At 65.4% G+C, this 20,549-nt stretch carries 22 protein-coding genes; 7 read left to right on the top strand and 15 right to left on the bottom strand.

The features are described 5' to 3' along the window. Window positions 1-37 precede the first annotated feature (37 nt). From ACOZJV_RS07190 to argC, 4 genes are all read right to left on the bottom strand, one after another. Entirely contained in the window at window positions 38-196 is a 159-nt protein-coding gene (locus tag ACOZJV_RS07190; RefSeq protein WP_421547211.1) for a hypothetical protein, read from the bottom strand. A 34-nt stretch (window positions 197-230) separates the two neighbouring features. Further along, entirely contained in the window at window positions 231-527 is a 297-nt protein-coding gene (locus ACOZJV_RS07185) for a cyclic-phosphate processing receiver domain-containing protein (RefSeq protein WP_078472601.1), read from the bottom strand. 384 nt (window positions 528-911) lie between these two features. Further along, window positions 912-1,343: a hypothetical protein gene (locus tag ACOZJV_RS07180; RefSeq protein ID WP_078472600.1), complete on the bottom strand. Its 432-nt coding sequence runs from the start codon at window positions 1,341-1,343 to the stop codon at window positions 912-914. Between the two features lie 120 nt (window positions 1,344-1,463). Next, complete coding sequence (gene argC, locus ACOZJV_RS07175; protein ID WP_421547210.1) at window positions 1,464-2,393, bottom strand: N-acetyl-gamma-glutamyl-phosphate reductase; 930 nt, start codon at window positions 2,391-2,393, stop codon at window positions 1,464-1,466. 112 nt (window positions 2,394-2,505) lie between these two features. Between argC and ACOZJV_RS07170 the strand changes: the two genes are divergently transcribed. Continuing rightward, window positions 2,506-3,390, top strand: coding sequence for a LysR family transcriptional regulator (locus tag ACOZJV_RS07170; RefSeq protein ID WP_421547209.1), 885 nt, complete (start codon window positions 2,506-2,508; stop codon window positions 3,388-3,390). A 6-nt stretch (window positions 3,391-3,396) separates the two neighbouring features. Here the strand turns inward: ACOZJV_RS07170 and ACOZJV_RS07165 are convergent, their stop codons facing one another. Further along, window positions 3,397-4,101 carry a hypothetical protein gene (locus tag ACOZJV_RS07165; protein ID WP_201130502.1) on the bottom strand — a complete coding sequence of 235 codons (705 nt, stop codon included), beginning with the start codon at window positions 4,099-4,101 and terminating at the stop codon, window positions 3,397-3,399. A gap of 169 nt (window positions 4,102-4,270) precedes the next feature. Between ACOZJV_RS07165 and ACOZJV_RS07160 the strand changes: the two genes are divergently transcribed. Beyond that, on the top strand, window positions 4,271-4,900 hold the full coding sequence (locus tag ACOZJV_RS07160; protein ID WP_421547208.1) for a DMP19 family protein: 630 nt from the start codon (window positions 4,271-4,273) through the stop codon (window positions 4,898-4,900). Here ACOZJV_RS07160 and ACOZJV_RS07155 read toward each other — a convergent pair. After that, window positions 4,888-5,847 carry a 2-hydroxyacid dehydrogenase gene (locus ACOZJV_RS07155; protein WP_421547207.1) on the bottom strand — a complete coding sequence of 320 codons (960 nt, stop codon included), beginning with the start codon at window positions 5,845-5,847 and terminating at the stop codon, window positions 4,888-4,890. The genes ACOZJV_RS07160 and ACOZJV_RS07155 overlap by 13 nt on opposite strands. 52 nt (window positions 5,848-5,899) lie before the next feature. Next, window positions 5,900-6,562: a glutathione binding-like protein gene (locus tag ACOZJV_RS07150; RefSeq protein ID WP_078472594.1), complete on the bottom strand. Its 663-nt coding sequence runs from the start codon at window positions 6,560-6,562 to the stop codon at window positions 5,900-5,902. A gap of 96 nt (window positions 6,563-6,658) precedes the next feature. Between ACOZJV_RS07150 and ACOZJV_RS07145 the strand changes: the two genes are divergently transcribed. Both ACOZJV_RS07145 and ACOZJV_RS07140 read left to right on the top strand, forming a co-directional pair. Then, on the top strand, window positions 6,659-7,507 hold the full coding sequence (locus ACOZJV_RS07145) for a LysR family transcriptional regulator (RefSeq protein ID WP_421547206.1): 849 nt from the start codon (window positions 6,659-6,661) through the stop codon (window positions 7,505-7,507). A 103-nt stretch (window positions 7,508-7,610) separates the two neighbouring features. Continuing rightward, a complete protein-coding gene (locus ACOZJV_RS07140) occupies window positions 7,611-7,949 on the top strand; it encodes a DUF5713 family protein (RefSeq protein ID WP_078472592.1) in 339 nt (112 codons plus the stop codon). Between the two features lie 18 nt (window positions 7,950-7,967). On the opposite strand, the gene ACOZJV_RS07135 is transcribed toward ACOZJV_RS07140, so the two are convergent. Further along, entirely contained in the window at window positions 7,968-8,462 is a 495-nt protein-coding gene (locus ACOZJV_RS07135) for a PaaI family thioesterase (protein WP_421547205.1), read from the bottom strand. A 347-nt stretch (window positions 8,463-8,809) separates the two neighbouring features. Between ACOZJV_RS07135 and ACOZJV_RS07130 the strand changes: the two genes are divergently transcribed. From ACOZJV_RS07130 to ACOZJV_RS07120, 3 genes are all read left to right on the top strand, one after another. Next, window positions 8,810-10,288 carry a hypothetical protein gene (locus ACOZJV_RS07130; RefSeq protein WP_078472590.1) on the top strand — a complete coding sequence of 493 codons (1,479 nt, stop codon included), beginning with the start codon at window positions 8,810-8,812 and terminating at the stop codon, window positions 10,286-10,288. Between the two features lie 37 nt (window positions 10,289-10,325). Continuing rightward, window positions 10,326-10,622 (top strand): hypothetical protein, encoded by a 297-nt coding sequence (locus ACOZJV_RS07125; RefSeq protein ID WP_078472589.1) that lies wholly within the window; start codon window positions 10,326-10,328, stop codon window positions 10,620-10,622. A 118-nt stretch (window positions 10,623-10,740) separates the two neighbouring features. Next, window positions 10,741-11,259, top strand: a complete 519-nt coding sequence (locus tag ACOZJV_RS07120; protein ID WP_078472588.1) for a GNAT family N-acetyltransferase — start codon at window positions 10,741-10,743, stop codon at window positions 11,257-11,259. 15 nt (window positions 11,260-11,274) lie between these two features. Here the strand turns inward: ACOZJV_RS07120 and ACOZJV_RS07115 are convergent, their stop codons facing one another. The 7 genes from ACOZJV_RS07115 to ACOZJV_RS07085 all read right to left on the bottom strand — a co-directional run bounded on the left by ACOZJV_RS07115 (window position 11,275) and on the right by ACOZJV_RS07085 (window position 20,443). Beyond that, window positions 11,275-13,716, bottom strand: a complete 2,442-nt coding sequence (locus ACOZJV_RS07115; RefSeq protein ID WP_421547204.1) for a TonB-dependent siderophore receptor — start codon at window positions 13,714-13,716, stop codon at window positions 11,275-11,277. Window positions 13,717-13,820: 104 nt separating this feature from the next. Then, on the bottom strand, window positions 13,821-14,783 hold the full coding sequence (locus ACOZJV_RS07110; protein WP_421547203.1) for a FecR family protein: 963 nt from the start codon (window positions 14,781-14,783) through the stop codon (window positions 13,821-13,823). After that, entirely contained in the window at window positions 14,776-15,309 is a 534-nt protein-coding gene (locus ACOZJV_RS07105; protein WP_078472585.1) for an RNA polymerase sigma factor, read from the bottom strand. Before ACOZJV_RS07105 ends, ACOZJV_RS07110 begins: the two co-directional genes overlap by 8 nt. A gap of 231 nt (window positions 15,310-15,540) precedes the next feature. Next, complete coding sequence (locus tag ACOZJV_RS07100; RefSeq protein WP_421547202.1) at window positions 15,541-16,170, bottom strand: DUF6348 family protein; 630 nt, start codon at window positions 16,168-16,170, stop codon at window positions 15,541-15,543. 255 nt (window positions 16,171-16,425) lie between these two features. Continuing rightward, window positions 16,426-18,873 (bottom strand): TonB-dependent siderophore receptor, encoded by a 2,448-nt coding sequence (locus ACOZJV_RS07095; RefSeq protein ID WP_421547201.1) that lies wholly within the window; start codon window positions 18,871-18,873, stop codon window positions 16,426-16,428. A 98-nt stretch (window positions 18,874-18,971) separates the two neighbouring features. Continuing rightward, window positions 18,972-19,940: a FecR family protein gene (locus ACOZJV_RS07090; protein WP_201130512.1), complete on the bottom strand. Its 969-nt coding sequence runs from the start codon at window positions 19,938-19,940 to the stop codon at window positions 18,972-18,974. Next, complete coding sequence (locus ACOZJV_RS07085) at window positions 19,937-20,443, bottom strand: sigma-70 family RNA polymerase sigma factor (RefSeq protein ID WP_421547200.1); 507 nt, start codon at window positions 20,441-20,443, stop codon at window positions 19,937-19,939. Before ACOZJV_RS07085 ends, ACOZJV_RS07090 begins: the two co-directional genes overlap by 4 nt. Window positions 20,444-20,549: the final 106 nt, after the last annotated feature.

The following is a 20,549-nucleotide window of genomic DNA, read 5'->3' as shown; positions in this document are numbered from 1 at the left end:
CGTCCTTGTAATAGGCGGCGAAATGCAGCAGATGGCCTTAGTAGCACTGGCCTCGTGCGTTCGGCGTCAGGGCGAAGAGCGGCCTGGTCAGCCGTGCGCCGGATACCGGCAAACGGTCGAGCACCGCCTGGTTATGGGCTTGAGCGTCTTCCGCGCGGCTGAAGCAATGGATGAACCCATACAGGATGCTGCTCATGAGCGGTAGCGCATTGGAGAAACCTCGCGGGCCTTCAGTTCTGTTTGGCCAGACGCAGAATCGAGCCGACGCCGGCACGCATTTTTTCCACGGCCGAGGCGTTGGCGGAATGCACGTGAATCAGCGGTGGGCAAAAACCGTCGAGGGCCACAGCTTCCTCGATCCACAGGATCACGTCGTAGCCGGTGCCCCGCTCATCATCCCCCAGGTCATGGTCGAGGCTGATCTCGGTCACGCCGCCGGCCTTGAGCAGCGCGATGACTTCGTCCGGCCAGTAGGTCCGCACCCAGCCCTCGGGGGTCTGGCGCTCATCGTCGAGGTAGATTTTCATCGGTGGCTGATCACTCCCTGGTTGATCGACGGCGTTTTGTCTGCGGCCTGATCCGTATTTTTCAATCTGATCCGTATTTTTGCGGGCTATCTGCGTCTGTAATCAGTACAGCCATCGCCTCACACTAGCGCGAACTTTCGCGGCCTCGCAGCCGCCGTCACCCGCACTGATAATTTAGGATGCCCAATGTTCAAGATGGCGATGTTCCTCGGTGGATTTCTGGCTTTAACCATCCTGATCGGGATGCTGGCGACCATTTCTCCGGTCTAGGCCGTGCGCGGATTGCAGCCCTGACTGCCCTGGCAGCAGGCGCTGCATCGGCCTTTTTTGCCTCAGCTTTGCGCCTCGCGGCGCAGAGTCACGGCGCCGCCCATGCCAAGCGGATCAGGCGGCGGCCTGGGCCTGCAACTGCAGGCTGCCATCCACGTCCTTGACTAGGCCACTGGCCACGAACAAGGGCTTGAGGCGCTTGTGCAGCTCGGGTTGGACAAATTCCTTGACCGTGTCCAGGGCCAGTTCGCCGCTGACTTCCAGCTCGGCTTTGGTGTAGGACAACCAGGCCTTCTTCAGGGCCTGCAACACGTCGCTGCCGGCGGTGGAGGCAAAGCGGCGGTTGGCCTGCTGCCCGTCGAAGTTAAAGCTGTGCGCGTGCTCGTAACCGGTTTCGTCGCCGGCGCTGGCCAGGCAGCGGCTGCAGGTGCAAGGGCCGTTGCCGAACGCTGTACGCAGATAGGTGTTGAAGTCCACCACCGGCTTGAGTGCCAGGCGTTTATCGACTTCGAACAGATCCCCGGTCATTTTTTCGTCATTACTCAACGTCCATTTCCTCACAGTCATGCGGCTGATTTTTACAGCGCGGCACAATAGCAGCCGGATCGATGACGCGGGTATTTTTTGCCCGTCCGGCGTGCGCCGACAAGCGCACGCCGGAGCCGATCAAAGCGCGCCCAGCATCAAATCCAGGTTCTGCACTGCCGCGCCAGCCGCGCCCTTGCCCAGGTTGTCGAACACCGCCGCCAGCACCACCTGGCCGCTCTGTTCGTCGCCGCAGACCATCAGCCGCACATCGTCGGTGCCGTTCAGCGCCTGGGGATCGAGGTGGGTCAAGGCCTGCGCCTCGGCAGCGGGCAGCACCTGCACGTGGCGTGTCTCGGCGTAGTAGGTATCCAGGCAGGCCTGCAAGTGCCGGGCGTCGACTCCCGGTGCCAGCAACCGCAGTTGCAGAGGGATGGTCAGCACAATGCCCTGGCGAAACGCACCGTAGGCCGGCACGAACAGTGGCCTCTGGCTGAGGCCGCTGTGTTGCTCGATCTCCGGCACGTGCTTGTGGGTCAGTTGCACGCCGTAGACCTGGAACGGCGTGGCCTGGGCCGCGTTCGGTCCTTCATAGGCCTCGACGCCGGCCCGGCCCTGGCCGGAATAACCCGACACCGCATTGATCGTGACCGGGTAATCCCGGGGCAGCAGCCCTGCCTCGATCAGCGGACGCAGCAGGGCAATGGCGCCAGTGGGGTAGCAGCCGGGGTTGCTGACCCGCCGCGAGCGGGCAATGCGCTGCGCCTGTTGCGGGTGCATTTCGGCGAACCCGTAGGTCCAGTCCGGATGCGTGCGGTGGGCCGAGCTGGCATCGATCACGCGCACCGCCGGGTTTGCAATCGAGGCCACGGCGTCGCGCGCGGCGGCGTCGGGCAGGCACAGCAGGGCGATGTCGCAGGCGTTGATCGCCTCGGCGCGGTGCTGCGGGTCCTTGCGGTGCTCAGGCGCCAGGGTCACCAGCTGCAGATCGCGGCGCGAGTGCAGGCGTTGCTGGATCTGCAAACCGGTGGTGCCTTGGTCGCCGTCGATAAATACCAGGGGAGTGCTCATGGGGTTCTCGGACAGTGGAGAGAAGAGGCGCCCATGGTCAGTCAGCGAGTAAGATAGGAAAAGTTGAATTTAATAACGATAAGATTCAGTTTTTCTGAATGAGGAGCAGGTCATGCGTGAGATCAGCCTCGACCGGCTGCGCACCCTGGTGGCGATTGCCGACCTGGGTTCCTTTGCCGAAGCGGCGCGGGTGCTGAACCTGGCGCCGCCCACTGTCAGCCTGCATATCGCCGACCTTGAGGCGCGGCTGGGGGGCAAGCTGCTGTCGCGCACCCGGGGGCAGGTCCAGCCGTCGGTGATCGGCGCCACCCTGGTGGAGCGCGCGCGCCGGCTGCTGGCCGATGCCGAGCAGGCGTTACAGGAAGTGGAGCGGCAGATCCAGGGCCTCAGTGGCCGGGTACGCCTGGGGGCCTCCACCGGGGCCATCGCCCAGTTGCTGCCCCAGGCCCTGGAAACCCTGAGCCAGTGCCACCCGGATATCGACGTGCAGGTGCGGGTCCTGACCTCCCAGGAAAGCTTGCAGGAACTGGCCGCGGGCTCATTGGAAATCGGCCTGGTGGCGCTGCCGCAGACCGCGGTCAAGGGCTTGCTGATCGAGCCCTGGCGCCGGGACCCGGTCATGGCCTTTCTGCCGGCGCGCTGGGAATTGCCGGCCGTGGTCACCCCCGAATGGCTGTGCACCCAGCCGTTGATTCTGAATGACCACAGCACCCGCCTGGCGCGCCTGACCGCGGATTGGTTCGCCAGCAGCGCGGCCCAGCCCACGCCGCGGATCCAGCTCAACTACAACGATGCGATCAAGAGCCTGGTGGCGGCCGGCTACGGCGCCACGTTGTTGCCCCACGAGGCCAGCACGCCGCTGCCGGACACCCGGATTGCCATGCGGCCCTTGCAGCCCTTGCTCTGGCGGCAACTGGGAATCGCCCACCGCGACCAGGACATCGAGCGCTCGACCCAGCACGTGCTGCACGTCTTGCGCGGCCTGAGTGCCGGGTAGGGCGCCTCAGCGGTAGTAGTACTTGGCGGGGTAGGTGTAGGTGCGCCCCTGATCGGCGCACCACTGGGGGAAGCTGCCGCTCGGCGCCCTGGAGTAGGCGATCCAGTCGGCGATCAGGTCCTGGTACGCCAGCAGTTCGGTGTGCAGGTGCTGCAAGCGCTCGGGCTCGGTGGCGCCGGTTATCAGGGCCTGGGCGCGGGCCAGCTCATCCAGCGCGTACTGGACCTCGCCGATGAAATGGCTTTCATCGAGGTGGTGGGTGGCATGGTCGGCGCTGGACAAGTGATGGTCGATCAGGCGCATGCGCACCGGAGTATCGGCCGGATTCAGGGCCAGGGCTCTGAGCAGCAGTTCATGCTCATTGCGCTGCAAGCCGAGCCAGCGCAACGGCACCTGGGCGTTGGGTTGCTCGTCGACCCAGGCCTGGAGCGTGGGCAGCAGGAACCGGCTCATCAGCGGCTGGTTCAGGAGATGATGCGCCTCGTGGGTCCGGGCGTTGGCTTCGAAAATGTCCACGGCCAGAGCACGCTGGGTGGCGGTGTCGAACGACGATGCGCTCGCGAGGAACTGTTCCAGCGCGCTGAACGCTTCACGCCGCAGGCCTTTTTCGCGCATGCGGCAATACTGCGCCAGCGCTTGCAGTCCGGGCTGGGCCTCAAAGTGCGCCGCCAGCGTCAGCAGCCCTTCGAAGTTCGGTTGGTTCCAATACATTGCAGTCTCCAGACACAGGGCCGGCCCGTGTGCGATTCTCCTTCGGCGCGCCGCCATGGCCGCCTGGTGCGCGCCTATCCGAGAGGCGCCTGCCCCTTGGGGCCTCGCTATAGTACCCGCGCTCAACCCCGTCACCACAGCCCCTTCAATGCCCGTCAGGATTTGCCTTATGCCCCACAACCCCATCACCCGCATCACCTTCGACGACACCATGCTCTGCGTGGGCTGGGCCGATGGCCTGGAATTGCGCCAGCACCTGACCCGTTTCGACCGCTTGCGAGAAGCCAGCGCCGCACAGCGCGCCGATTTTCAGATTATTGACGAGGGCACTTCGGTGGTTTGGCCGCGCCTGGCTACCGACGGCGTGACCATCGATGGCATCGACTGGATCTGGGAGCACCTGTGCAACCAGGCCCTGGGGCGTTTGCATGCCCTGGAGTGGCACCTGGACCAGGTGAGTGCCAAGGATCAGGCGATCGTCGCCCTCTGGCGCCTGGAGGCCGATGGCTACAACGGCGGTTTTCTGCAGTTTTTCTGCAATTGGGGCGACCAGACCTACGACCTGGCCGTGGCGGCCTTGCAGGCCATTGGCGCCGAGCGCACCCGGGAGCTGGTGAGCCGCCAGCGGCAACTGATCGATCACCTCGATGGCCATCCGCAACTCAAGGAACTGTGGGACATTCCGGGGCTGCTCAGCGATGACGAGCACGAGTTGATCAGCGTCGAACTGGACGCGAAGCTGTGGGACGTCGCCATGGAAATCCCGGCCCTGGCGGTGCGGCATTTCTACCCGGGCTGAACCTGCTCCGGCACCGGCGTCAGCAACGGCCGACCGGCAAAAAACGCCTCCAGGTTGTCGATCACCAAATGCAGGGTGGCGCTGACCGCCTCGGGCGAGCGCCCGGCGATGTGCGGGGTCAGGATCAGGTTATCCAGGCCCAGCAGCGAGCTCGGTACTTCGGGTTCGCCTTCGACCACATCCAGGGCCGCGCCGGCAATCTGCCGCTGCCGCAGGGCCTGGGCCAGGGCGCTGCTGTCGACCACGCTGCCCCGGGCGATGTTGACCAGGTAACCCTCCGGCCCCAGGGCCTGCAGCACTGCCGCATCCACCAGGTGCAAGGTCCCGGCACCGCCGGGGGTGGCGACGATCAGGAAGTCGGCCCAGGCCGCCAGCGCCTGCGGCGTCGGGAAGTACTGCAAGGTTGAATCCGGCCGTGGATGCCGGCTGTGATAGGCCACTGCCATGGCGAACCCGCCGGCGCCGCGCCGGGCAATCTGCTGGCCGATATTGCCCAGGCCGAGGATCCCCAGGTTCTTGCGCGACAGCAGCGGCCGCGGCTGGCGCGATTGGCTCCACAGGCCGTGGCGCACCGCCGCGTCGGCCTGGACAATGCCGCGCACCAGGGCCATCAGCAGCGCGATGGCATGGTCGGCCACCGACTCATCGTTGGTCCCCGGGCCGTGACTGACCTGGATCCCGCGTGCGCGGGCGGCGGGCAGATCGATCTGTTCATAACCGGCGCCCTGGGCACAGATGATGCCCAGCTTCGGCAGTGCCTCGATTTCCGCCGCGGCAAGCCCGGTGGAGCCGTTGGTCAATACGCCCTGGACCTTCGGCCCCAGGGTCCTGATGGCCTGGGCCCGCTCCCGGGCAGTGAGCGCCAGGTGCAGGGTGAAGCCCGCCGCCTCGAGGCGGGCAAGGCTGGGTGGCGCCAATTCAATCAGAACCAGAAGGTCTCGGGTCATGGCGGTGCGCTCTGGGTCGGGGGAGGGGGGACGGCCTATTTACCCTAGACGATCAGACGCACGTGTCACCCGCCACGTGCAAAGAATGAGGCGGCCCCTCGACGGCGACGGTCTGCTGCACCGAGCTCCTGGCGGCCACCCGGGCGGCGAAGGCCTGGAGGTGGGCCCAGGGCGCCAGATCCAGGCCGATGCGCCGGGCCCAGGTCAGCATCACGAACAGGTACGCGTCCGGCGCGGTGAAGGCATCGCCCATCAGGAACTGCCGGCCCTGCAGATGCCGGTCGACATAGGCCAGGCGCGGCGCCACATGGACCCGCGTCTGGGCCTGGCCCTCGGCGGTCCTGGACAGGAAGTTGGCGGCGACCCCGTTGTGGCGCTCGGGGGTGATGAAGTTTTTGTGCAGGTCGGTGGCGATAAAGCTGAGCCATTCCAGTTCGTGATAACGTCGCCGCTCGCCGGCGGCTGCCAGCAGGTTTTTCTCGGGGGCCTGGTCGGCGATCCAGGTCAGGATGGCCAGGCACTCCGTCAACCGGTCGCCGTCGTCCAGGGTCAGTGCGGGCACGCAGGATTTCGGATTGATCAGGTGGTAGTCGCCCTGGGCCCAGGTCTTGCTGGCCAGGTCGACCCGCTCGGCGCGAAACGGCACGCCGGCTTCATGCAGCAGAATATGCGCGGCCATGGAACTGGCGCCGGCGGCATAGAATAAATTCAGCATCGTGGTGCTCCTCAAGTCATCAGAGCCGCATCTTCTCAAACCTCTGGATCCGGTGAATCCCGTGAAAACGCAGACCAAGCGTGCGCAAATGCAGCCATGTTGAACTGGCAGGATCTTCAGTATTTTCTGGCGGTGGCCGAACACGGCTCGCTGTCCGCGGCAGCACAGGCGCTGGGGGTTGATCACACCACCGTCAGCCGGCGGGTGGCGAGCCTTGAGTCCGGTACCGGGCTCAAGTTGATCGACCGCTTGCCGCGCAGCACCCGGCTCACCGAACAGGGGCTGGCCCTGGTGCGGGCGGCGGCGCCGATGGCCGTTATCGCCAACGATGTGCAGCGGCATGTGCGCGGCCAGGGCCCGGGCATTTGCGGCACGGTGGTGATCAGCGCGCTGCCACTCCTGGCGTCCCTGGTGATCGCCCCCAGCCTGGCGCGCTTGCGTTGCAGCCACCCGCAATTGCAGGTGGTGCTCAGTGCGACCCCGGCCCTGGCGTCCCTTGAACGGGGCGAGGCCGACCTGTCGCTGGGCCTGGTGCGGCCCGAGGCGCAAGGCCGTGTCGTGCGCAAGGTGGGCCAGTTGCCATTGGCCCTTTATGGGCATGTGGGCCATGCCGGCACCGCGCCCGAGGACTGGGTGTTTATCGGTTTCGAGCGCAGCCTGGAGCACATTGCCCAGCAGCGCTGGCTACAGGACGTCGCGGGCGCGCGACCCTTTGTGCTGCGCAGCAACGATGTGCAGACCCAGTACCAGGCGGTGAAATCCGGGCTCGGCCTGGGGCTGTTGCCCTGCCTGCTGGGCGATGCGGACGAGCAACTGGTCCGGCTCCAGGTCGATGCCGCGCCGCTGACGCGCACGTTGTGGCTGTCGGTGCACGCCGATATCCGTAAAACACCGGCGGTGCGGGTGGTGATGGATCATCTGATCGCCACGTTCGGGCAGTTGTGAGGGCGTTACGGCGCTTATTTTCTTGGCAGGACGGAGCCGGGCGTTTAACGTGCGCCGGCACCCTTTGACCGTACTGTTTCAACTCCAGGGAGAGGCGCCCGCCATGAGCATCAGCAACCCGGCACTGCAGCACTATCCGTTCCTGGCCGAGATGGCCGGGGACTCGTACTACCCGCCGCACCTGGTCGCCAAGGGCCAGCAACTGCTGGCGGCCCTGTGCGCCAGCATCGAAGCCCAGGCCCCGAAGGACCTGGACGCCTTGTACGCCCTCACTCACGCCACCACCGAGCAGTTCAACAGCCTCGCCGAAGCGTTCGACGAGCAAGGCAGTGAGATCGAAACCGTCGCCCGTGAGTGCATCGGCGCCGACGTCGCGGCGATTGCCACGGCCTACGGTTTCGATGCCGACATTGAAGAGCTGATCAGCCCGCGCGACTGGTGAGCCGGCACTGACCGCGCCTCACTCCTCCCGGCCATGGGCGTTTGCCGCCAACTGGTTGGTATCGACCCGCACGAACACCGAGTCGCCGATGGCCGTCAGCACGTCGCCGGCGTAGACCTCGCAGATCACCCGGCTCTTGCGCCCGACCGGGCCGTCGACCCGGGCGCGCAAGGTCAGGGCGACGCCCATCGGCGTCGGCTTGATGAACTTGATGCCCAGGTTGCCGGTGACGCAGTCGATGCGCGGCAGGCTGCCGGGCTCACGGTTTTGCGCACGGTAGTGGTAAGCCATGGCGGTCCAGTTCGAATGGCAGTCCACCAGCATCGCAATCAGCCCGCCATACACCAGGTCGGGCCAGCCGCAATATTTGGCTTCGGGGGTATGTTCGGCCAGCACGTGCACCCCGTCCTCGTGCCAGTGGCTCTTGATGTGCAGCCCGTGGGGGTTGCTGCTGCCGCAGCCGTAGCAGACGCCTTCAGGCGCGGCGCTGTCTTGCAGGGGGAGATCGTCCATGGATGCACCTTGTTGTTTTTGGAAAGGGTTGCCTCGGCCTTGAGCCGGGGCCGGCGAGTCGCGCGTTCGCGCTGAGCGCCCTTGAGTCGGGGATGATAATTGTTCGATTGGCCTGGCGCTGCCCATGCCTGCAAATAATCAGCGCGGCGGACAGGCGGCCCGCCAGCCTACCGGCTGATTGCGCCACGAATCCGCGCGGGGAATCGGCGAGCAGGTCGCAATTTCGCTGAAGACAGATCGCGTCCGTGGCGCTTGGGGCCTATCATCCGATGCGCCGTGAATATTGACCGGCCCTGACTCGACCGAGACCCCACCCTCGGCATCCCCCCCCTGGATACGGACGCCCCATGCCTCGATCAAAACTGTTGGTCACCCTGTCTGTCGTGCTGATCGGCGCCGCGGCGCTGTGGTACGTGTGGATGCTCGTCAGCGCCAGGCTTGAGCTGGGCGGCGCCAGCCCCGACCGGCAAACCCTGGGCCGCGTGCAGGACCCCCAGCAGCGCGCCATGACCCAGTACTGCACCGGCGTGGTCGCCACGCCCCAGGGCACCTGGCTGGTGGGGCGGGTTGAGGCGCGCTCCAACCTGTTGCCGGCTGCACCCGAGGCGCTCGACCTGGATGCGCTGGTCTACGGCAAGGTCGGCGAGCCCCAGGAAGAGGAGGGCTCGGGGGCTTTTGCGAGTTTGATGCAGCCCCGCGAAAAGGAGGTTTCCTTTATCTCCCGGCTCGACGCCAACGGGCAGTTTCAGCGAATTGCCCAGGTCGGCGAGGTGGCGTGCCTGGTGGCCAGCCCGGACGGCAGCAGTGTGTTTCTGCTGACCGGCCTGAAACGGCCGCAGACCGCTGGCCGCGACGATGCAATCAGCCAGACCGTGGTCCTGCGCAGCGACGATCAGGGCAAAAGCTGGACCTGGCTGCGCCAGGGGCTGTTTCCCCAGGTCGAATCACTGGCTGAGAACCTCAGGCCGTATTTCCATGGCCCGGATGAGATCTGGGCCCTGGGCACCCCCAGCGGCCTGGACAACGAAGATGGCACCGACCGCCCCGGTGCCATTGCCACCGGGCTGTTCTACTCGGCCGATCGCGGGGCCAGCAGCACGCCCATCGTCGCCGCCGAGTCGCTGCTGGTGCCCGCCGAGTACGCCCACGGTACGCGGCCCGAAGTGCGGGAGTGGCACAGCGGCGACCCCTATGGCGAGATCCGCAACCATGTCGTGCAGCTCGATGCCCAGCGCGCGGTGCTCTGGGTTTCCCAACGTTTCTGGGGCAGCCACCCGGACGGCGTCAGCGACCACATCGCGGCCACTGTCACCACCCGCGCCCAGTTACAACGCAGCGGCGGGCACTGGCAGGTGACGTCGCTGCAGCGCGAAGACGGCCTGTACGTCGACGCCCTGGAAGATAACGGCGCCGGCCGGATCGTCGGCGTGATCGACCAGGGGACCGGGAGCCGCGATCGGGTGGCCGAGCTGGACACCACCACCTTTGCCTGGCGCGTGCTGAGCGAGCTGCCCAGTGTGTTTGCGCCCCTGGCCTCGGACAGTCACCTGCGGGGCGGCAACTTCTGGGTCGGACGCAACAGCCTGGTGGTCAACACCTGGAGCGAACACCGGCCGCCGCGCTGGCTTTACGGGTGGTCGGACGCCAGCATTTCCGCCAGCGCGACCTTCTACTCCAAGGATTGGGGTCAGTCCTGGCAGCGTTTGGCCATCGACGGCTATCTGGGCACCCTGGGTTTCCAGGGGGCCGAGGACCGGGTGATCTGGGCCAAGGGCAACTGGTACAACAGCAACGACCTCGGGATCTATTCCTACGGTTTGCAGTGAGGGCGAGGCGGTGTTACCAGGCGTCGGACAAGGCGGGATGACCCGCGATTACGGCCAGCGTACCTGCGATCGCTGCGGCCAGCAGATCACCGCTTACTGCCCTTCGGTGCAGACGTTTTCCGCCATCGGCGCTTTTCTGGACCAGGGCCGGGACGCGGTGCTGGCCAAGATTATCGAATGGGAAGGGGTGGATTTGCCGACCCTGACCCAGTACTACGACCATCGCATGCAGCCCACCTGCCGGGTCAAAGTCGCCTTCTGCGCATTTTGCGCCGGGCCGTTGCGAACCTGGCGCGCCCGGCAATGCATGCATTGCCTGCGCGACTGGCACTGAGCGGGCCGGGCGCCGGATACCGACGGGCCTGGCTGTTTGTGCAACGCCGGGGTCGGCCAATGCAGCCTGAAGTTGCTAGTCTTTGCCCCCCACCGACCTGGTGCACAAGGAGCCCACTGTGCCTGTTTTTGAAACCCCGAGATTGATCGTCCGCTCGCTGTCGCACCATGACCTGCCGGCATTGACCGCGATTCTGAGTGACCCGCAGGTGATGCAGTATTCGATCCGTGGCGTGTGCGATGAGCAGGCCACGGCGCAGTTTATCGATTGGTGCCTGGGGTGTTATGCGAGCCATGGCATGGGCCCCTGGGCCCTGGAAGACAAGGCAAGCACCGAGTTGGTGGGATTTTGCGGAGTGGCCCCGGAAACCGTGGCCGGGGTCGAGGAGGCCGGGCTGGGTTATCGCCTGGCCACCCGCTACTGGAACCGGGGGCTGGCGTCCGAGGCGGCGCGGGGCGTGATCGATCACGTGTTTGCCGCCGGGCAGGTCGAGTCCTTGGTGGCGATTATCGAGCCGGCCCACGGCGCCTCGCAGCGGGTGGCCGAGAAGGTCGGTTTCAGCGAGTTCGAGGCGCTGGAATTCCACGCCCGGCCGGTGCGGCTGTACCGTTTGCAGCGGCAGGCGTGGAGTCGCTGAGGGCGAGCCGGGCCTTCAGAAGTCCCAGCGGGTGCTGAGCATGAAATTGCGCGGCTCGCCGTAGGCGGCGGAGTTATAGAAGCCGATGTTGGTGTAGTACGACTTGTCGAAGATGTTGTTGACGTTGAGGGTCGCCGAGAGGTTTTTGCTGATCTGGTAGCGGGTCATCAGGTCCACCAGCCAGTAGGCGTCCTGGGACACATCTTCGTACTTGCCCAGTGGCGCGTTGTAGATCGGCTGCCAGCCCACGCTCTGCCAGCGCACGCCACCGCCCACGGTCAAGCCGTCCAGGCGGCCGCGCAATTTGTAGCTGGTGTAGAGGCTGACCTGGTCTTCTGGTTCGAAGGTGGAAATCTTGGCGTCGTTCTCGTCGCGCACGACCTTGTGGGTGTAGCCGGCCTGGACCTGCCAGTTCGGGGTCAGTTCGCCGGAAAGCTCCAGCTCATAGCCCTTGGTCGTGGCCTTGGTGCCCTTGAACGCGTAGTTGGTCGGCTGGGGCCGCAGGTTGTTGTAGTCGTCGTCGGGCATCGCGCGGTTGGTTTCGTGGATCTCGAAATAGGCCAGGCTGGTGTTGAGGCGGCCTTCGAAATACTCGCCCTTGAGGCCCAGTTCGTAGTTCTGCCCTTCGTCGGGCTCGAGGATCTTGTCGTTGCGGTCTTTGTTCCAGCTTTCCTGGGGCATGAAGATGTCGGTGTAGCTGGCATACAGCGAATAGGTGTCGTTGAGGTCATAGACCGCACCGACGTAAGGCACGAAGCGCCCCGACTCGCGGTAGGACGGGGTCAGGCCGGTCAGGTGGTAATTGACCACGCGCCCGCCCAGCAGCAGTTTCAGGTCGTCGCTGAGGTTGAGCCGGGTGCTCATGTAGGCCCCGGTCTGGCGCACCACTTCGTCGATGCGGTATTGCAGCGGGCCCCAGTCCGGCTCCGCGAGTTTGCCGTTCCAGTGGTTGAAATCCACCACGTTGCCGTTTTGGTAGGTGACGTCCCAGTAGCTCTTGCCGGTCCAGTGCGAGGTGCCGATGGAGCCACCGAGCACCAGTTCGTGTTCGCGTCCGAACAGGGTGAACGGGCCGCTGACATACAGGTCGCCGGAGTCGCTGGTGGTTTCGCCGATGTATTTGCCCGGGGTGATCTTGGCCGTGCCGTCGGCATTGGGCAGGTCGCCCTGGATCGAGCCGAGCACCGCGTGGTAGCCGTTGATCTTGTGGTCCAGTTGCAGCTTGGTGATCCAGCCATCGCCCAGGTCGTGCTCCAGGGTGGCGAAGGCGGTGCGAGTGTATTGCTCCCAGCGGCTCCAGTCGGTGGCGTTGTTGAACGAGCGCGAGACTTCGTTGTGCCCGCCGCTGGAGTTGATCAGCGGGAAGCTGCCGGACCAGCTGGAGCCCTTGGGGTTGGTGTCCTGGTAGTCGCCGCCGACGGTCAGCAGGGTGTCGGGCGAGAGGTCGAATTCAAGGATGCCGTAGTACACCGAGCTGTTGCGCGAGTAGTGGTCCATGAACGAGTTCTTGTCCTGATAGGCCGCCACGGCACGCCCGCGGACATTGCCGGTTTCGGTCAGGGGGCCGCCCAGGTCCAGCTCGCTGCGGTAGTTGTCCCAGGAGCCCATGCCCAGGGTGGCGTGGCCCTGGAAATCGGCACTGGGCTTCTTGCGCACCAGGTTGATGGTGGCGCCCAGGGAGCCAGCGCCGCTGAGCAGGCCGGTGGCGCCCTTGAGCACCTCGACCCGGTCGTAGATCGCCATGTCGCTCAGGGTGTTGCCCGCCGAGTAGGCCACGTTGCGCACGGTGGAAGGAATCCCGTCGTACTGGAAATTGTTGATCGAGAAACCGCGGGCGTAGTAGTTGGTGCGGTCGCTGTCGAAGGCCGAGACGGTGATGCCCGGGGTGTGGCGCATCACGTCGTCGACGTTGTTGAGGCCGAAGTCGTCCATGTGCTGACGGGTGATCACGGTGATCGACTGCGGGGTTTGCCGGGGCGTGAGCACCAGCCGGGTGGCGGTGGCGATGGTGCCGGGGGTGTAGGAGCCGCTGCCCTCGGTGACGGTGCCCAGCTGGTTGCTGACGATGTTGGTGGCGCCCAGTTCCAGGCTGCCGCTGCCTTCGGGCAGGGGGGTCAGCAGCACCGCATTCGGGCCATTGCGCTCAAAGCCCAGGCGGCTGCCGGCCAGCAGTTCTTGCAGGGCCTGCTGGGTGCTCATGCGGCCATTGACCCCCGGCGACTCGATGCCCTGGGCCATGCCTGACGCATAGGCAATCTGCAGCCCGCTCTGCTCGCTCAACTGGTCGAGGGCATTGGCCAGCGGCTGGCGGGCAATGGCGAAGGCATGGGTGCTGAGCACCTGATCGTCCGAGGTGGCGGTCGCCGGCTCGACGGCCGCAGCCTGGGCGCAGGCCAGGCAGATGGCCAGGGCCAAAGTGGAGGTGGCGTAGCTGGGCTTGAGTGTTGGGAAGTGCATGCGGACACCGTGCTAATAAGAATTATTTGCAAAAGCAAACTCCTTGACGGGTTGGCATCACCAAAGCCGTAAAACTTTTTTCAGGAATTTCACGACCGGCTTTTTCAGCGGATCACCAGGATTCCACCCGGCAGGCGGGTGAGTTGAGCCGAGGCCACCTTGCTCAAGGCCTGGGCGACCGCCAGCGGGTCGTCCAGCTGGTAATTGCCGCTGACCCGGCTCTGGGCTACGCGGTCGTCGAGCACCAGGATCGGCGCCGGGTAATAGTGCCGCAGCTCCCCCAGCACCTCGGCCAGGGGCCGGTCCTGGAAGGACAGGCGGCCATTGACCCAGGCCATCTGCCGTTCGCCGCCCTCAAGGTTCAAGGCTTGCAGCTGCCCGTCCCTGAGTTGCTGCCAGTTGCCGGCCTGCAACAGCGCCTGCTGGCCGCCGTGATTGGCAAAGCGCACCCGGCCTTCACGCACCGCCACCGTCACCCCTTGTTCACGACGACTGACGCTGAACTGGGTGCCGACCACGGTCACTGTGGATTCGCCGGCCTCGATGGTCAGCGGGCGCGTGGTGTCGTGGAAGGCTTCGACGTACAACTCGCCGCGCAACAGGCGGATGTGGCGCTGTCTGTCGTTGATCTCGGTGCTGATGGCGCTGTCGCCCCCGAGCACGACATGGGAGCCGTCGGCCAGCTCCAGGCGCTGCACCTGGGCCACGGCGGTCAGGTGATCGGCTTGCAGGCGCAGGGGCACATCGGCCATCCAGCCGGCGCCCAGCATCAACACCAGCGTCGCTGCGCTGGCCAGCCAACGGCGGTGGTGGCGCACCCGGGGGCGGGCCGGAGGCAGTTCCAGGTCGAGGGCCAGGTGTTGCAGGGCCTGCTCGAACGCGCTGGCATTCCACAGGGCTTGCAGCTCGGCATAGGCCGCGGCATGTTGCGGGTCGGCTGCGTGCCACTGTTCGAAGCGTTGACGCAGCAGCGGGTTGTGGGCCATGGCCTCGCGTTGGCTGAACCAGTGGCTGGCCTGTGCTCGCAGCGCTGCGCTGGGCGGGGCATGGGGGCGCTGTTCAGTCATGGGGGCTCTGCAGGTCGGTGGCTTTGAGGCAGGCCTCAAGGGCGTGGCGCAGGTCTTTTTCCACGGTGCTCAGGGAAACCTGCAGGCGCTGGGCAATCTCGCTTTGCGCCAGGCCCTGGAGTTTATGCAAAACGAGGATTTGTTGCTGGCGTTTGGGCAGGGTCCCGAGCACCTGCTGGAAACGCTGTAATTGCTGCTGGCCCTGGGCGTGGCTTTCCGGGCCCGGAGCCGTGGTGGGAACTTCGGCAACCCGATCTTCATCGCTGTAGGAGCATTCGAAGCGGCGCTTGCTGCGCTGGTTGCGCAGGTGGTCGAACGCCAGGTACTGGGCGGTCTGGTACAGAAACGGCCGCAGGTGTTCGATGGGCCGGGTGCCCAGGGCCTTGGCCACCTTGAGGTAGGTTTCCTGGGCCAGGTCCTCGGCCAGGCTGGCGCAGCCGACCACCCGCGACAGCATGCGAATCAACGCCCCGCGCTGATCGATAAACAGCACGCTGAGTTCTTGCTGATTGTCCCCGGTGTCCATGACCCTCTGCCCCCATGACCTGATGCGTCATCTGCATGACCGGCGGTATTCTAATGAGAATCCCTATCATTACCAGCTTAATCGCCCAGGGCCTGCGAACCGGCGTAGCCGCTGGCGCAGGCTGGACGCTGGTCCGCCGAGGGCGTCGGGGCATATCAGGGGCAGGGGCTGCGCTGGGGACGGTCAGCGCAGCCTCGCCTTGCTCGGCAGCGGCTACCGTGCTGGCTCAGATCATTGTGCAATGCACAGCGCAAAATGGCGGAAGCTGTAGAAGCCTTCGGTTTCCGGCCACTGCGCCTGTTGCAGCGCCTCCAGGGCCTGGGGCCACGGCTGGTTGTTGAGCAGCGCCTCGTACGTCGGCTCGCCCTTCACATTGACATAGAGCACCCGGCACGCCGTTACCCGGCTGGCGCTGGTCTGCTGTTCAAGGGTGCGCTGGATCAGGTCGAACAGCATTGGGGGCGGCGAGACCTCGACCCCGGCTGAGGTCCGCACGCCAATGTTGCCCAGGTACAGCCGATGGGGTTGGCCGGCGACCGTGATGTCCGCACGTTGCACCTGCTCTTCATCGGTCTGGTCCCAGAAGGCTGACAGCAACACATGCAACGAGTTGCGCATAAAGTTGGCCCAGGCATCGGCCAGGCCTTTTTCGCCCTCGCCCAGGCCTGCAAAACTTTCATTGATCAGCACGCCGGCTTCAACTAGCACATCGATCGACAGGCGCCCTAGGGTCTCCTGGGGATACCAATTGGCGCGGATCGCGGGCAGCTCGCCATAGGGCAGGACCCACTCGTCCTCGGTGGCGCACTCCAGGCCATGGCTGGTGATGAGTTCGAGCAGGGTTTCGGCGGGGTCAATCATGGGCACTCCAGGCCAGTGGCGACGTCGCTCGGCGACGATCAGGGCGTGCAAGTCTACGGGGTCGGCACGATCCTTTCGACGGGAAGTGGTGCTCGCGCGTTCAGATCACGCGCGCACCACAGGACCGGGGCGACTCGACGCCTGCCATTACCCCGGCCGGGGGCGAGGGCCTGGAGCCTGTTCACGCTCTGCTGCGCTTGGCTCATGGGGCGTCAACAATGCCTGAGCCTCGCCCGTCAGAGCGTGAACAGATGCTTAGAACTGCGGGGTGTACTTCACGCTGAGCATGAAATTGCGCGGGTCGCCGAAGCTGTTGCTGCCATTGAGCTGGTTGTAGCCGGGTACGTAGTAGTGCTTGTCGAACAGGTTGTTGGCGTTCAGCGCCAGGCCCACTTCCGGGCTCAACTGGTAGGCCAGGCGGGCGTTCCAAAGGGTGCTGCCCGGCACGTCGAAGGTGCGTTCATAACCCAGGGTGTGGCTCTGGCTGGTAAAGCCCAGGCCGGTGCTGACCCGGCTCCAGTCGCCGCTGAACTGATAGTCGCCCCAGACCCGCAGCATGTGCTTGGGCGTCCAGGTGCTGAACACCTTGCCTTTGTTTTGCGGGTCTGCGAGGTACTTGGTGGTGTTGTAGGTGTAGCCGGCGGACAGTTGCAGGCCATCGAGCACCTCGCCGCTGATCTCCGCTTCCACCCCCTGGCTGCGGACCTTGCCCGACGCCACGGAGCAGTTGCCGCCGCCGCAGGCGCCATTGGTGTTGGGGTCTTCGATGGCGCGGTTTTCCTGGTCGTAGCGAAACAGCGCCACCGAGGTGTTGACCCGGCCATCCAGCAGCTCGCCCTTGAGGCCGACTTCATAGTTACTGCCGATCACCGGCTTGAGTGCGGTGCCGCTGGCGGTACGCGCGGTCTGTGGCTCGAAAACGTCGGTGTAGCTGGCGTATACCGCCCATTCCTGGCTCAGGTCGTAGACCACGCCGGCGTAGGGGGTGACCTCGCCGGTTTCGGTCATGGTGCTCGGTTCGTTGACGGTGTAGGCGTGGGTGATGGCCTGCTCGTTGGCGTCTTTGTAGGAGTAGTCAAACCAGCTGACCCGCGAACCCAGGACCAGGGTCAGGCGATCGATGGGCTTGACCCGCCAGCTGCCGTACAGGCCTTTCTGCCGGACTTCGTACTCGGCGTAAGTGGCGCGGCCGCCCGCGGTTTCCAGCAGCCCGCCGAAACTGACTGCGGGGCGGTGGTGGTCGATGTCGAAGACGCTATCGCTGCTGTTGTTGAAGGTCCTGGCGTAACGGTCGTCGGTAGTCAGCTTGGAGTAGTTGCCGCCCAGGGTGATTTCCTGGGCCATGGACAAGGCTTCGAAGCGACCGGTGAGGTTCATGTCGAGGCCAAACTTCTCGTGGTTGAAATCGGTGTACCAGTCGGCATAGGTCATGCCGGTGCCGTCCGCCTTGAGTCCTTGAGCCGTGGATTGCACTCGCTGGTGGGTCGATTCATTGTCTTCGCTCATGCGCACGGCACCGACCTTGAGGGCCCAGTCGTCGTTGAAGTGATGCTCGATATCGGCCTGCAGCGTGGTGACATTGATCTGCGAATGGTTCCAGGTGGCGCCGCTGTAGGTGGAACGCGGCAGGTTCAACGGGCTGCCGTCGGTAAAGCGCGGCAGGCCACGCACCATGGGCCGAGCCTCGGCCTCGGTGCGGCTGACGGCCAGGCCCAGGGTGGTGGCGTCGCTCAGGTCGAAGTCCAGCGAGCCGTACAGCGAGTGGGTCTTGCTCCACTCGTAGTCGATAAACGAATGGCTCTGGTCTTCATCGGCCACCATGCGGCCGCGTACGGTGCCGCTGTCGTTCAACGGGCCGCCGGCGTCCAGTTGCAGGCCGTAGTGGTCCCAGGAGCCGGCCTTGCCGGTGAGGGTCACGGTGGGCTTGGCCTGGCCGCGCTTGCGCACCAGGTTGATCGCGCCGCCTGGGCTGCCAGTGCCTTGCAGCAGGCCCGAGGCGCCGCGCAGGACTTCCATGCGGTCGAAGAAAATCAGGTCCTGGGTCGCCCAGTTGCCCAGGGCGTAGATATTGCGCGGGATCGGCACGCCGTCGTATTGCCAATCATCGATCTGGAAGCCGCGGGAGGTCAGGATCATGCCCTTGCCGATGCCCTGCACGCCCACCAGGCCGGTGGTCTGGTTGGCCGCGTCCTTGAGGTCGGTCAGGCCCTGGTCATCCATTTGCTTGCGGGTCATGACGCTGATCGACTGCGGGATTTCCTTGAGGCTATGGCTGCCCTTGCCGATGGTCACGGCCTTGGCCGCATAGGAACCCGAGCCTTCGGTGATGCTGGGGTCGTCCACGCTGTGTTCGACGATGTGGGTCGCCCCCAGTTGCAGGCTGGTAGCGCTGTCGGCAGCCGGTTCGACACTGAAGTTGCCCTGTTCGGTCACCCGTAGTTGCAGCCCAGTGCCCGTCAGTGCGGTGTGCATGGCCTGGTCGGGGCTCATCTGGCCGATCACGGCCGAGGCCTGCTTGCCCTGCACCAGCGCCGGTTCCAGGGACACAATGCGCCCGCTCTGGCTGGCGATGGCATTCAGCGTGGCCGCCAGCGGGCCGGCCGGCAGGTTGAACGGCAAGCGTTGTTCCTGCGCCAGGGCAGGGCTGACCAGGGTCGCCAGGGCAACGGCGACGCAAAGGGCTTTAGGCCAAGGGTTGAGCACGGCATTCTCCTGATTGTTTGAACTCGTCAGGAGATAGGTGGGACGAGAAATGAAAACCAGACACAAATAAGAAAGATTTTCAAAAAATAGTTTTCGCGTCACTTACCGCGAATCAGGGTCAGCCACGGACCGTAGCGATCGACCCGGATCGGCAGGGTCTCGGTCATGGCCAACAGCGCCCGATCCGGATCGTTGAGCGGGAATACCCCTTGCACCCGCAGGTTGCGCACCTCGGGGGCGACCCGGACAAACCCTCGGCTGTAGGGACGCAAGGCCTCCACCACGTGGTCCAGGGAGTCATCCAGCACGTTGAGCCGACCGCTGAGCCAGTCGGCGCGGTAGCGCTGGTCGTCGTTCAGGGGAGCGATGCGGTCCGGGTAGAGCAGGGCCGCCTGGCCTTGTTGCAGCGTGCGTTCGGCGCCACCGAACAACTGCACACGCACCGAGTGCTCAAGCACCACCACGCGGCTGGCCGCGGCTTCCTGGTTGACCAGAAAACGTGTGCCCAGGGCCTGCACTTCGCCTTGGGCGGTGCGTACCCGCAGGGGCCGTTGCGGGTCGGGCGCGACCTGGATCACCAGTTCGCCATGGCGCAGGATCACCAGCCGTTGCCGGGCGTCGAAACGCAGGTCCACGGCACTGTCGGCATTCAGGCTCAGGCGGCTGCCGTCGGCCAGGGTGAAGTCCTGGCGCTGGCCGCGGCCGGCGTGCAAATCGGCCAGCAATGAGTCGCCCAGCGGGCTGCGAGCCCCCAGCCACAGGCCACCCCCGAGCAGCCCCAGGCCGGCCATTGCGCGCAGCACGTCGCGTCGTGAACCCTGGGGCTGGAGCAGGACCTGGCGCGCCTCACCGGCCTGGCCCGGCAGGCGCCGATCCAGGCTGCGCACCGTCTGATAGGCGCCGCCGAGTCGCTGCTGCAAGCGTTCCCAGGCCTGGGCATGGCTCGGGTCGGCGTTCAGCCACAGGGTGAAGCGCTCCTGCAGCCGACTGTCGGCGGTGCCAGCGCGCAGGCGCACCATCCAGTCAATGGCTTGTTCGGCGGCCGGGTCCAGGCGCACCTTGCTCATGGCGTCAGTTCGCTGAGGTAGCACTGGCACAGGGCCTGCTTCATATAGCGGCTGACGGTGCGCTCCGAGAGCCCGAGCTTTTGCGCGATGGCCACGTAGCTCAGGCCGTCCAGTTGGCTGTAGAGGAAAGTGGCCTTGACCACGTGCGGCAAGCCGTCGAGGACGCGGTCGATGGTCACCAGGGCTTCGAGCAGCAGCAGTTGTTCCTCGGGGGAGGGCGCCAGCGGCTCGGGCAGCAGTGACAGGCGCTCCAGGTAGGCCAGCTCCAGCTGCCGCCGCCGGTGCCGATCGAACATCAGCCGGCGCGCGATGGTCGACAGGTAGGCCCGCGGCTGCTCGATGCTATCGGGGTCGACCTGGGCCGCCAGCAGTTGGCAGAAGGTATCGGCAGCCGTGTCCTCGGCGTCCGCGCGGTTGCGCAGGCGCTTGTGGATATGCTTCAGCAGCCACCGGTGATGGTCGCTGAAAAAGAACCCCAGCTTGCTGGTTGAAGTTGGTTGCACCGGTTGGCTTTCCAGGTGTGAGTGTGAATCGTTCGCAATAGTAACCGGCCCGGGATCACCTCCGCAATCGGCCTCTGGCGTCGCCATGGTCGGAAGCTCGGGTATG

The sequence above is a fragment of the Pseudomonas sp. QD4 genome (genome assembly GCF_049199125.1).
GTDB lineage: Bacteria > Pseudomonadota > Gammaproteobacteria > Pseudomonadales > Pseudomonadaceae > Aquipseudomonas.
The sequence above is the reverse complement of the archived record's forward strand: the minus strand, read 5'-3'. Positions and strand labels throughout refer to the sequence as shown.

Coding starts and splice junctions, on each gene's coding strand:
- ACOZJV_RS07190 (WP_421547211.1), bottom strand. CDS start 196: ATGAGCAGCATCCTGTATGGGTTCATCCATTGCTTCAGCCGCGCGGAA.
- ACOZJV_RS07185 (WP_078472601.1), bottom strand. CDS start 527: ATGAAAATCTACCTCGACGATGAGCGCCAGACCCCCGAGGGCTGGGTG.
- argC (WP_421547210.1), bottom strand. CDS start 2,393: ATGAGCACTCCCCTGGTATTTATCGACGGCGACCAAGGCACCACCGGT.
- ACOZJV_RS07170 (WP_421547209.1), top strand. CDS start 2,506: ATGCGTGAGATCAGCCTCGACCGGCTGCGCACCCTGGTGGCGATTGCC.
- ACOZJV_RS07165 (WP_201130502.1), bottom strand. CDS start 4,101: ATGTATTGGAACCAACCGAACTTCGAAGGGCTGCTGACGCTGGCGGCG.
- ACOZJV_RS07160 (WP_421547208.1), top strand. CDS start 4,271: ATGCCCCACAACCCCATCACCCGCATCACCTTCGACGACACCATGCTC.
- ACOZJV_RS07155 (WP_421547207.1), bottom strand. CDS start 5,847: ATGACCCGAGACCTTCTGGTTCTGATTGAATTGGCGCCACCCAGCCTT.
- ACOZJV_RS07150 (WP_078472594.1), bottom strand. CDS start 6,562: ATGCTGAATTTATTCTATGCCGCCGGCGCCAGTTCCATGGCCGCGCAT.
- ACOZJV_RS07145 (WP_421547206.1), top strand. CDS start 6,659: ATGTTGAACTGGCAGGATCTTCAGTATTTTCTGGCGGTGGCCGAACAC.
- ACOZJV_RS07140 (WP_078472592.1), top strand. CDS start 7,611: ATGAGCATCAGCAACCCGGCACTGCAGCACTATCCGTTCCTGGCCGAG.
- ACOZJV_RS07135 (WP_421547205.1), bottom strand. CDS start 8,462: ATGGACGATCTCCCCCTGCAAGACAGCGCCGCGCCTGAAGGCGTCTGC.
- ACOZJV_RS07130 (WP_078472590.1), top strand. CDS start 8,810: ATGCCTCGATCAAAACTGTTGGTCACCCTGTCTGTCGTGCTGATCGGC.
- ACOZJV_RS07125 (WP_078472589.1), top strand. CDS start 10,326: ATGACCCGCGATTACGGCCAGCGTACCTGCGATCGCTGCGGCCAGCAG.
- ACOZJV_RS07115 (WP_421547204.1), bottom strand. CDS start 13,716: ATGCACTTCCCAACACTCAAGCCCAGCTACGCCACCTCCACTTTGGCC.
- ACOZJV_RS07110 (WP_421547203.1), bottom strand. CDS start 14,783: ATGACTGAACAGCGCCCCCATGCCCCGCCCAGCGCAGCGCTGCGAGCA.
- ACOZJV_RS07105 (WP_078472585.1), bottom strand. CDS start 15,309: ATGGACACCGGGGACAATCAGCAAGAACTCAGCGTGCTGTTTATCGAT.
- ACOZJV_RS07100 (WP_421547202.1), bottom strand. CDS start 16,170: ATGATTGACCCCGCCGAAACCCTGCTCGAACTCATCACCAGCCATGGC.
- ACOZJV_RS07090 (WP_201130512.1), bottom strand. CDS start 19,940: ATGAGCAAGGTGCGCCTGGACCCGGCCGCCGAACAAGCCATTGACTGG.